The organism is Streptococcus sp. CL8.13, from assembly GCF_049737895.1.
In genome coordinates this window covers 1-612 of record NZ_JBKOTT010000162.1, presented here as the reverse complement: position 1 = coordinate 612, position 612 = coordinate 1, and the positions used below count along the sequence as shown (strand labels likewise).

At 39.7% G+C, this 612-nt stretch carries 1 protein-coding gene and 1 pseudogene; both read left to right on the top strand.

The annotated features are described in order from the left end of the window. Positions 1 to 172 (top strand): annotated as a pseudogene (locus tag ACLNCN_RS05020) (AAA family ATPase); the annotation flags it as partial. Positions 173 to 301: 129 nt separating this feature from the next. After that, on the top strand, positions 302 to 612 hold a 311-nt coding region (locus ACLNCN_RS05015), incomplete at its 3' end, for an NUDIX domain-containing protein (protein WP_424844762.1).

Here is a 612-nt window from a genome sequence, read left to right as displayed (position 1 = left end):
GGCACGCCCACTTCGTCGTACTATTCAAGACTATATTGAGGACGCAATCACTGACTACTACCTTGAAAATCCAAGCGAAAAAGACCTCAAGGCAGTTATGACCAGCAAGGGCAAGATTCAAATTAAGTCTGCCAAAAAATCTGAAGTAAAAACTTCTGAAAAAGAAGTATAAATCCTATAGAAAAGGAGTAGAAAATGAAAATTTTCTGCTCCTTTTTACAAAAATAACTATAAGTTCTTGACAGCTCGGCCTTTGTCCATTAAGATAATAATAAAGATAATAGATAATGAGGAAAATGCAATGGCAAATCCAACCTTTGGAGAAAAAAAAGAGAATGTAACCTACCAGCACCGTTATGGCGTATATGCAGTTATCCCTGATGCTGAACAAAAACAAATTGTTCTTGTTCAAGCACCCAATGGCGCTTGGTTCCTACCAGGTGGTGAAATTGAAGCTGGTGAGAACCATCAGGAAGCCCTAAAACGTGAATTGATTGAAGAGCTTGGCTTCACAGCTGAGATTGGTACCTATTACGGACAAGCTGACGAATATTTCTACTCTCGTCACCGTGACACCTACTACTACAATCCTGCCTACCTCTATGAAGCGAC